A 9,012-nucleotide genomic window follows, 5' to 3' on the forward strand; every position below is an offset into this window, starting at 1 on the left:
TAAACACAAACTTGAGCTTAAAATCACCACCCTAACATCACACCTTCAACATCAGAACTTAATCTGATATCCATTCGCCGTAGCCGGAATTTGCAGCAAGAGCGGCGCGAGCTGTTGTTTTACTTTTTCATCCGGCTGCAGATTGATTTCGCCCTGGCTACTGACACGGCCGCCCGCCAGCCATTGCAAGGCGCCCTGCCCTTGTACGGCGATGGCGCTGCTGCCCAGTGGGCTGATCGTCCATTTCGCGCCACCTTCGTTCATCACCAGATTGGCACGCAATGTGGTGAGCGGGCTCAGTGCGGGCACCAGCTGGCTAAATAGCGGATCGAGGGTAAGCTCGGCGCTGTCGCCGGCTTGCTTGGATAGCCGGGCGCTGCGCAGCTGCGCGGTGCCGCCCAGCCCCCAGCCGGCGATTTTTGGCACGGCGCGCAGTGCACCTTCCAGCGGTAGAGTGATGTCGACATTTTCCAGCGCCACCCCGCCAGCGCCGAACACTAGTCGAGCCTGACTCGCGGCCGGATTGGTGCTCGCGGCGGCTTGGCCGCGAATTTGCCAGGCCAGCTGCCCGGCCAGCAAAGCGCGGGGCTCGAATTGCCAGCTGAGGTTTTGCTGCAGCGCCACGCCTTCCAGCCCCAGCGCGCTCATTTGCCCTTGCCAGAGGGTGCCGCTGGCTTGGCTCAACGTCAGATTGGCGGGCAATACCCAGCCCAGTGCGGCCACCGGGGCGCGTGCCAACAGCAGCAAGACAAAAGCTAAACTCAGCAGGCTGCCCAGCACCCAGCGGCGACGGTAAAACGGAATCTGGGCCATTATTCGCTCCGGCCGGCGCGGGCCAAGACCAGCACTAAGCCAATCTCACTGCCCTGTTGTTTTAATTGCAGACTAACTACCTGAGCCGCCAGCTCGCTGCGCAAGGCGCTGGCCAGCAGCACCGCGGCAGTGGCATTGGGTTGCGTCAGGCTGATTTCCACCTGCCCAGCCGCCAGCGGCCGGATATCGGCACTGAGCTGGCGCGCCGACATGGCACTAAATGCGGCGCTACGCAGATCGGCCGTGGCCGCCTTGCCGGGTGCGGCCAGCGCCGGCTGGGTGGCTCGCATGGCCATCAGCTGGGCTTCCAGCCGCGGCACCTGCACCTGAAGGCGGCTAATCTGCTGCCACAGCGGCGAAAGCAGGCCAAAATACAGCCCTAAGCCCAGCATGGCCACTGCCCAGCCTTGCAAAAAGCGCTGCTCGCGCGGCGAGCGGCTAGCCCAATAGGCGCGGGCGCGTTGCAGTGCGGCGCTCATGGTGTGATCTCCAGTTGGCTACGCCCATCGGGCAAGGTTTGGCTAGTGACTTTCAGCCCCTGCGCCTGCAAGCGAGCCGGAATCGCCGCAGCCTGGCTGGCCGGCAAAATCAGACTCACGTTGCCCTCTTTGGCGGCGAGCGATTCCACGCCCAAATTGCCATCGAGCTGGCTGGCGATTTTTTGCGCCAGCGCCAGCGCATCGGCCTGCCCTTGGCTGGCCGGATTTTGCTGCAGGCTTTGCCATTGCAACACCGGATCAACTACCGGCACGCCCGGATATAGGCTGGCAAAGGTTTGGCGCAGCTCTTGGCGCAGGCTCGCCTCACGGCTCGCCAGCTGGCGCCACTGAATGATTTGCCCGAGCAACAGCAACACCAGCAATACACCTAGCAGGTATAGCGGCCAACGCCATTGTTGCCAATCCACCCGGAGCGATACCCCAGATAGCTTGCCGCGCAGTAATACTGCGGCGTCTTTGCTTGGGGCGGCCAGCGCCGCCCGGCTTTGCGCGGCGGGTGCGCCAGTGGGGCACAGCAGCTCGGCTTCGCTGGCATCGGCCAGCCACAGGCATTGGCCGGCGCTACGCAGCAGCCAGCCTTCTCCGGCCGGCAGCAGCACATCATCTTGCACCGGCAGCAGGGCAAATTCGGCAATCCAGCGCTGTGGCGCCCAGCTTTGGCTAGCGAGCCATTCGCTTAAGCGCTGTTGCTCGGCGGCTGGCCATACCCACACGCAGGTGTCATCGCCCAGCCGCTGGCTTTGCCAGCGATAATCGGCCAAAGGCCCCAGCACGCGGTCTTCTAGTGCTTGGGCAATCAGCTGCTGGCGTTGTTTGTCTTTGCTGGCGGGCAGGCGTAAACGGTGCTGGGTCAGCCAGGCGGCCGGCAGGGCCAGATCAAGCTGCTCGGCCGCAGGCCATTGCGTGCCTTGCCCCTGCTGCAAAAGCTGGCCGGCGGCATCAAAGGCCAACCAATCGGCCACCGCCAGCGGCACGGTGCGCAGGCGGATTACTACCCGATGAAACTGGGTCATCGACTTCTCACTTCTGGCGCGGCCGGCATGGCCACGCGGATGGAATCACAAACCAGCTATTGTGCCGGCAAAATGATGAAACAATAAAGAAACGATGACAAAAAACCAATAAAAACGGCAGCCCGCGGGCTGCCGTTGTCATCTAGCGACTTACTGCGTTTATTTCAGCAGCTCGCGCACGTCTTTGGCTTCCCAGTGCGGGAAGTATTTACGCACCAGTGCATTGAGCTCGACTTCAAATTCGCGCAGACGGCTCAGCTCGTCCAGCTCGCTGGCGCTGGCGCCACCGGCTTCGGCCTGGGCCACAATCATGCCGGCGCCCACGGTGGCGTTGCTGAGGCGATCAATCACGATCAGGCTACCAGTACCGCGGCATTCGGTGTATTTGTCGAAAGCAATCGGCGCAGTCAGCTCGAAACGCGCCAAGGCAATTTCGTTCAGTTTCAGCTCGCTGGCGTCGATATGCTCAAGGCTGTTCACGTCGATACGATACTGGATAGAGGTAACGCGCCCGAAGCATTGTTTGCCGCCGAGTTTAACCACATACTCCTTGCCTACGCTCAGCGGCGCTTCGTTCATCCACACCACGTGGGCGTCAAACGCGCTGCCCACGTGCGGCTGCGCTTCTTGCGCGCGCACGATCATATCGCCGCGTGAAATATCGATTTCGTCTTCCAGCGTCAGCGTAATCGCCTGGCCAGAGAACGCCACCGCTTGCTCGCCCTCGAAAGTCACAATCGCTTTAACTTTCGATTTTTTGCCCGATGGCAGCGCGATGATTTCGTCGCCCGGCAAGACATGCCCCGCGGCAATCGTGCCGCAGAAACCGCGGAAATCCAGATTCGGGCGGTTGACGTATTGCACTGGCAGGCGGAATGCATCCAGCTTGGCGTCTTTATTGATTTGCACGCTTTCCAGCAAGCCCATCAGTGTTTCGCCTTCGTACCATGGCGTTTTGTCGGATTCATTCACGACGTTGTCGCCACGCAGCGCCGACAGCGGTACAAAGCGGATGTCGCTGATGTTCAGCTCTTTGGCAAATTCCAGATACTGCGCGCGGATTTCGTTGAAGCGCGCCTCGCTAAAATCCACCAAATCCATTTTGTTCACGGCCACGATCACGTGCTTGATACCCAGCAGTGACACGATAAAGCTGTGGCGGCGGGTTTGCGTTTGCACGCCGTAACGTGCGTCGATCAAGATAATCGCCAAATCCGACGTCGACGCGCCGGTGGCCATATTGCGCGTGTATTGCTCGTGCCCCGGGCAGTCGGCGATGATGAATTTGCGTTTTTCAGTGCTGAAGTAGCGGTAGGCCACGTCAATGGTAATGCCCTGCTCACGCTCGGCTTGCAAGCCATCCACCAGCAGCGCCAAGTCGATTTCTTGGTCGGTGGTGTTGAATTTTTTACTGTCTTTCTGAATCGCCGCGAGGTGATCGTCAAAAATCAGTTTTGAGTCGTGCAGCAAACGGCCGATCAGCGTTGATTTACCGTCATCCACATTGCCGCAAGTAATAAAGCGCAGCATGTCTTTGTTTTCATGCTGTTTCAGGTACGCCAGAATGTCATTGGCGATCAAGTCAGATTGATGTGACATGGTGTTCTTCCAATCTCAATTATTTATTGCTCACCTTGAATGAGTCACTCAATTCAAGGCCGTAGCGAGCCACTTACCGCAAACACGTTCAGTCGCGCCGCGAGCGGCTTCAGGTCAAGGCGTCAGCACCGCAGCAAACGTAAATGGACATCAAGTCCATGCGGATTGCGAGGCGCGCACAACGCGGACATGCAGTCGCGCAGCCAGCGAATCGACGTGTTTAGAAGTAGCCTTCCATTTTTTTCTTCTCCATCGACCCAGCTGAATCATGGTCAATCGCACGGCCTTGGCGCTCGGAAGTCGTCGCCAGCAGCATTTCCTGAATAATCTCAGGCAGCGTTTGCGCTTTGGACTCAACGGCACCGGTCAGCGGGTAACAGCCCAGTGTACGGAAACGTACCCATTTTTTCTGGATGGAGGCTTTTTGCTCTGGCGTCAGGTATTGCAAGATGCGCTCGTCATCGATCATCACCAGCGTGCCGTTGTAATCGACTACTTCGCGCTCAGCCGAGTAGTACAGCGGTACGATTTCGATGTTTTCGAGGAAGATGTACTGCCAGATATCGAGCTCAGTCCAGTTCGAAATTGGGAATACGCGAATCGATTCGCCTTTATCGACTTTCGAGTTGTAGATGTTCCACAATTCTGGGCGCTGGTTTTTCGGATCCCAACGGTGGTTTTTATCGCGGAATGAATACACGCGTTCTTTCGCGCGGGATTTTTCTTCGTCGCGGCGCGCGCCACCAAAGGCCGCATCAAAACCGTATTTGTTCAAAGCTTGTTTCAAGCCTTCGGTTTTCATCACGTCGGTGTGCTTGGCTGAGCCGGCGGTGAACGGGTTGATGCCGGCTTTCACGCCTTCTTCGTTCACATGCGTGATCAGATTCCAGCCTTCGGCTTTCTGTTTTTCACGCAGCTTGTACATATCCTGGAATTTCCAGGTGGTATCCACGTGCATCAGCGGAAACGGTGGCTTGCCTGGCGCAAAGGCTTTTTTGGCCAGATGCAGCATCACCGCTGAGTCTTTACCAATCGAGTACAGCATGACCGGGTTTTCAAATTCGGCGGCCACTTCACGGATAATGTGGATGGATTCGGCTTCCAGCTGCTTTAAGTGCGTCAGCCGCGCTTCAGACAAAGTATTCATGGCGTGAACTTCAGGATTTCAAAATCGATAGAGAATGGAGATGGAATTTACGGAGAAATTCCCAAACCAAAAAGACGTTTTGGCTATATCGTTAGATCTAATTGCTCTAGGCGCTGCGCATGGTACTGCTGCATTTTCAGCTGGCGGCCAAAGGAAGCCGGGGTGAGGCTTCAAATAGCAATGGCGGCCTGTCGCCGCCATTGCCTGCCTGCAGCAGATTACTCTGCCGAGCCTACCGCCGACCAAGCCCGGCCCAGCGGATTGAAGGTCGGTTTTTGCCCGCCCCACAGTTGTTCCAGATCGTAATAATCGCGCACCGGTGGCAACATCACGTGCACCACGAGGCTGCCGGCATCCACCAGCACCCACTCGCCGCTCTCTTCACCTTCGGTACTGACGATTTCGTAGCCTTTGGCTTTGAGCTCAACTGACACATTGTTGGCCAAGGCACGCACCTGACGATTTGAATCGCCGGTCGCTACGATCATGCATTCAAACAGATCGGTCAGTTGGGTAGTATCCAGGACTTGGATTTCCTTGCCCTTGATGTCTTCCAAGGCCGCCACGGCCACGTCGCGCATGGCGCTTACCATTTCATTCATAGTTATTCCTTAAAACAATACAGCCCACTGGCCACCAGCAGGGCCGACACGGGGGTCAGTGCGGAGACATCTTCCCCCCGCGACAATTTGTCGCGGATCAGTGTCGACGATACCGGCAGCAGCGGGCTGGCTAATTGACTGATTTTACCCCGAGACAGCTGCGCCGGGGTGGCATTTACATGCCGAGCGGCAAATTCTGCTGCCAAATCAGGGCTTAAATCATTAAATGCATACTCGGGCCGGGCCGCAATCACTAAATGCCCGACCTCTAATAAATCACGCCAGCGGTGCCAGCGCGTCAGTTGCCGCCACGAATCGGCCCCGATCAGCCACACCAACAAGGCGTCAGGGGTATCTTGCTGCAACTCAAGCAGGGTATCGATTGTGTAGCAATACCCCTCGCGATTTACTTCTCGATCATCCACCAGCAGGCCGCTTTCACCGGCAATCGCCGCCTGTACCCACGCCAGCCTTTGCTGCGGGCTGACCGGTGGTGCCGGCCGGTGCGGCGGCAAACCCGTTGGGATCAGCCGCACTTGATCCAGCGCCAGCGAAGTGCGTAAACACCGCGCCAAGGCCAGATGTCCGTAATGAATCGGGTCGAAAGTGCCGCCAAAAACGCCGATAGTGCGCATCACCGAGACGCTCAGCACTGCTGATGCTGGGCGACCACCTCATCGAGTATCAAGCGCTGCAGCCGCTGGGCAAAAGCCGGGTCCAAACCCGTGGCGGCTGCCAGCGCCGCCGTTTTGGCCAGCTGCTGCGCTTCTCGATCAGCATCTTGCGCCGGCAATTGGTGCTGCTTTTTCAGTTGCCCTACCTGCGCGGTAACCGCAAAACGCGCGGCCAGCACAGTAAAAAGCTGCTGATCCAGCTCGTCAATTTGCGCGCGCAGCGCGAGCAATTCAGCCGGCACGCTCATTAGCTGCGCACCTCGCCATCCCCGAGCACAATCCATTTTTCGCTGGTCAGGCCTTCCAGCCCCACCGGGCCGCGGGCGTGGATTTTGTCGGTCGAGATGCCGATTTCGGCGCCCAGACCATATTCAAAGCCATCGGCAAACCGGGTCGAGGCATTCACCATCACGCTGGCACTATCCACCTCGCGCAAGAATTGCCGCGCTTTGGTGTAGTTTTCGGTGATGATCGCGTCGGTATGGTGGCTGCCATAGGTATTGATGTGATCAATCGCGGCTTGCAGATCATCCACCACGCGAATCGCAATAATCGGTGCCAGATATTCGGTACGCCAATCTTCTTCAGTGGCAGCAATGGCCGCTGGCAAAATCGCCTGCGTCGCCGCACAACCGCGCATTTCAACGCCTTTAGCCTGATAAATCGCGGCGATTTGCGGTAAAAACTGTGCCGCCACCACGCGGTGGACCAGCAGGGTTTCCATCGTATTGCAGGGCGCGTAGCGTTGCGTTTTGGCGTTGTCGGCAATACGCACGGCTTTGCCCAGCTCGGCTTCATCATCCACATACACATGGCAGATGCCATCCAGATGCTTGATCACCGGCACGCGTGCATCGCGGCTAATGCGCTCGATCAGCCCCTTGCCGCCGCGCGGTACGATCACATCCACGAATTCGCTCATCGTAATCAGCTCGCCCACCGCGGCGCGATCTGGGGTTTCGATGATTTGCACCGCTGTTTCTGGCAGGCCGGCGCTGGCGAGGCCTTCTTTCACGCAAGCGGCGATGGCCTGATTGCAATGAAACGCCTCGCGACCACCGCGCAAAATGGTGGCATTGCCCGATTTAATGCACAGGCCGGCCGCGTCGGCGGTGACGTTCGGGCGGGCTTCATAAATAATGCCGATCACGCCCAATGGCACGCGCATTTTGCCGACTTGAATGCCACTAGGGCGGTATTTAAAGTCGCCCATATTGCCGATCGGATCGGGCAGCGCGACCATTTCGCGCAGCCCTTGCGCCATGGTGGCGATGGTTTTTTCAGTTAGTTGCAGGCGATCCAGCAGCGCCGGTTCCAGGCCATCTGCGCGAGCTTGCGCCATATCTTGCTGATTGGCGGCCAGCAACAGCGCTGCATCGCGCTCAATTGCATCCGCAATCGCGTTCAGCGCGGCGTTTTTCGCGCCGGTCGAGGCTTTGGCCATCGCGCGGCTAGCGGCCCGCGCCTGACGGCCTACATTCTGCATGTAAGCTTGAATATCCATCGTCATGAATCCGTGACTGTTTTTTTAATCGAATCAGCCTATTGTATCGCTTACTAGGCGGCGGCGATACGGCTAGTGCGCCAGCCAGCGCTGCGCCTTGGCCGGCAATTGCAAGACCGTAACGCCCACATTATCGGCCAGCGCCCGGTTAAACCAATCCGGGGCCGAACTTTGCACGGCAATCAACGTAGGGCCGGTCGGCAAATCCAGCCAGATTGGCGAACCCGAATCACCCGACAAGGTATCGCAGCGATGGAAGATCGTGCCATTACTGCGCAGCTGGGTGAGCTGGCAGCCATGATGCACCGACAACTGGGTATCATGGTCTTCGGCAAAGCCACCCTGATTCACCTGCTGGTTTTGCTGCAAAATGCTGCGCATTAACTGCTGGCGTTTACCCTGAAACAGCTGCATCGGGCTGGGTGGCGTTCCGTCTTTGAGCTTGAGCTTAATCAGCGCAATATCATACGGTGCGGCGCTAGGGGCGATATACACATCATCGCCTTTATAGGTCAGCCCCTGGCGGAAACGCGGATGAAATAGCTGGCCCACGACTTGATAGCGTGCCTGATACTGGCCATTGTGAAAGCCCGCCATAAACCAACGCCCGGCATCAATCTGCCGCGGCTGCATCAAGAAGCAATGCGCCGCAGTGATCGCGACATCAGGGGCAATCAGCGTGGCCGTACATGTGCCACCCGATTTTACCTCCAGCCGGCCTATCGCATTGTAAGGTGCGGCATAAGGCGCACTGATCATCGTACGATCATCGTGACCAAAAAAAAGCGCCTGCTGCTCTTTGCTGAGCGCAGACGGATTTGCCAGCGCGACCCCTGCCGCACAGAGCAAAGCAAAACTAGTGCAAATCAACTTCACGGCACAACCTCGTGGAGAAACGAAAAAAGGACGGCAAGCCGTCCTTTTTTCTTTAATCAGGCAAGAAGCTGATTATTTTGCAGCAGCGGCAGAAGCTTTAGAAGCTACAGAAGCAGCAGAAGCTTTCTTAGCTTGTGCTTTTTGAGCAGCAGAAGCTTTAGACGCTACAGAAGCCGCTGAAGCTTTTTTAGCTTGGGCTTTTTGAGCAGCAGAAGCTTTAGAAGCTACAGAAGCAGCTGAAGCTTTTTTAGCTTGAGCTTTTTGAGCAGCAGAAGCTTTAGAAG

The 9,012-nt window shown here is 57.6% G+C and carries 11 protein-coding genes; all 11 read right to left on the reverse strand.

All coding sequences use genetic code 11. The features are described 5' to 3' along the window. Positions 1-51: 51 nt before the first annotated feature. Positions 52-813 (reverse strand): type II secretion system protein N, encoded by a 762-nt coding sequence (gene gspN, locus L991_RS16345; protein WP_052190613.1) that lies wholly within the window; start codon positions 811-813, stop codon positions 52-54. After that, the gene (gene gspM / locus L991_RS04695; RefSeq protein WP_047392739.1) at positions 813-1,292 is read right to left on the reverse strand and encodes a type II secretion system protein GspM; all 480 of its coding nucleotides are present in this window, start codon (positions 1,290-1,292) and stop codon (positions 813-815) included. The genes gspN and gspM overlap by 1 nt, the downstream gene beginning before the upstream one ends. Further along, positions 1,289-2,326, reverse strand: coding sequence for a type II secretion system protein GspL (gene gspL, locus L991_RS04700; RefSeq protein ID WP_047392748.1), 1,038 nt, complete (start codon positions 2,324-2,326; stop codon positions 1,289-1,291). The genes gspM and gspL overlap by 4 nt, the downstream gene beginning before the upstream one ends. A gap of 159 nt (positions 2,327-2,485) precedes the next feature. Then, on the reverse strand, positions 2,486-3,925 hold the full coding sequence (gene cysN, locus L991_RS04705; protein ID WP_047392750.1) for a sulfate adenylyltransferase subunit CysN: 1,440 nt from the start codon (positions 3,923-3,925) through the stop codon (positions 2,486-2,488). A gap of 220 nt (positions 3,926-4,145) precedes the next feature. Beyond that, positions 4,146-5,072: a sulfate adenylyltransferase subunit CysD gene (cysD, locus tag L991_RS04710; RefSeq protein WP_028450075.1), complete on the reverse strand. Its 927-nt coding sequence runs from the start codon at positions 5,070-5,072 to the stop codon at positions 4,146-4,148. 218 nt (positions 5,073-5,290) lie between these two features. After that, positions 5,291-5,674, reverse strand: a complete 384-nt coding sequence (gene rsfS, locus L991_RS04715; protein WP_028450076.1) for a ribosome silencing factor — start codon at positions 5,672-5,674, stop codon at positions 5,291-5,293. A gap of 2 nt (positions 5,675-5,676) precedes the next feature. After that, positions 5,677-6,309: a nicotinate-nucleotide adenylyltransferase gene (gene nadD, locus L991_RS04720; protein ID WP_047392881.1), complete on the reverse strand. Its 633-nt coding sequence runs from the start codon at positions 6,307-6,309 to the stop codon at positions 5,677-5,679. 11 nt (positions 6,310-6,320) lie between these two features. Next, positions 6,321-6,596 carry a chorismate mutase gene (locus tag L991_RS04725; protein WP_028450078.1) on the reverse strand — a complete coding sequence of 92 codons (276 nt, stop codon included), beginning with the start codon at positions 6,594-6,596 and terminating at the stop codon, positions 6,321-6,323. After that, entirely contained in the window at positions 6,596-7,852 is a 1,257-nt protein-coding gene (locus L991_RS04730) for a glutamate-5-semialdehyde dehydrogenase (RefSeq protein WP_028450079.1), read from the reverse strand. Before L991_RS04730 ends, L991_RS04725 begins: the two co-directional genes overlap by 1 nt. 72 nt (positions 7,853-7,924) lie before the next feature. Next, positions 7,925-8,611 (reverse strand): serine protease, encoded by a 687-nt coding sequence (locus L991_RS04735; RefSeq protein ID WP_197053806.1) that lies wholly within the window; start codon positions 8,609-8,611, stop codon positions 7,925-7,927. 189 nt (positions 8,612-8,800) lie between these two features. Next, on the reverse strand, positions 8,801-9,012 hold a 212-nt coding region (locus L991_RS17440), incomplete at its 5' end, for a hypothetical protein (RefSeq protein WP_197053807.1).

This window comes from Chitinibacter sp. ZOR0017 (assembly GCF_000799095.1).
Taxonomy (GTDB): domain Bacteria; phylum Pseudomonadota; class Gammaproteobacteria; order Burkholderiales; family Chitinibacteraceae; genus Chitinibacter; species Chitinibacter tainanensis.

What these genes read in the sequence shown, in the direction of transcription:
- gspN (WP_052190613.1), bottom strand. Translation starts at nt 813, where the DNA reads ATGGCCCAGATTCCGTTTTACCGTCGCCGCTGGGTGCTGGGCAGCCTG.
- gspM (WP_047392739.1), bottom strand. Translation starts at nt 1,292, where the DNA reads ATGAGCGCCGCACTGCAACGCGCCCGCGCCTATTGGGCTAGCCGCTCG.
- gspL (WP_047392748.1), bottom strand. Translation starts at nt 2,326, where the DNA reads ATGACCCAGTTTCATCGGGTAGTAATCCGCCTGCGCACCGTGCCGCTG.
- cysN (WP_047392750.1), bottom strand. Translation starts at nt 3,925, where the DNA reads ATGTCACATCAATCTGACTTGATCGCCAATGACATTCTGGCGTACCTG.
- cysD (WP_028450075.1), bottom strand. Translation starts at nt 5,072, where the DNA reads ATGAATACTTTGTCTGAAGCGCGGCTGACGCACTTAAAGCAGCTGGAA.
- rsfS (WP_028450076.1), bottom strand. Translation starts at nt 5,674, where the DNA reads ATGAATGAAATGGTAAGCGCCATGCGCGACGTGGCCGTGGCGGCCTTG.
- nadD (WP_047392881.1), bottom strand. Translation starts at nt 6,309, where the DNA reads ATGCGCACTATCGGCGTTTTTGGCGGCACTTTCGACCCGATTCATTAC.
- L991_RS04725 (WP_028450078.1), bottom strand. Translation starts at nt 6,596, where the DNA reads ATGAGCGTGCCGGCTGAATTGCTCGCGCTGCGCGCGCAAATTGACGAG.
- L991_RS04730 (WP_028450079.1), bottom strand. Translation starts at nt 7,852, where the DNA reads ATGGATATTCAAGCTTACATGCAGAATGTAGGCCGTCAGGCGCGGGCC.
- L991_RS04735 (WP_197053806.1), bottom strand. Translation starts at nt 8,611, where the DNA reads ATGATCAGTGCGCCTTATGCCGCACCTTACAATGCGATAGGCCGGCTG.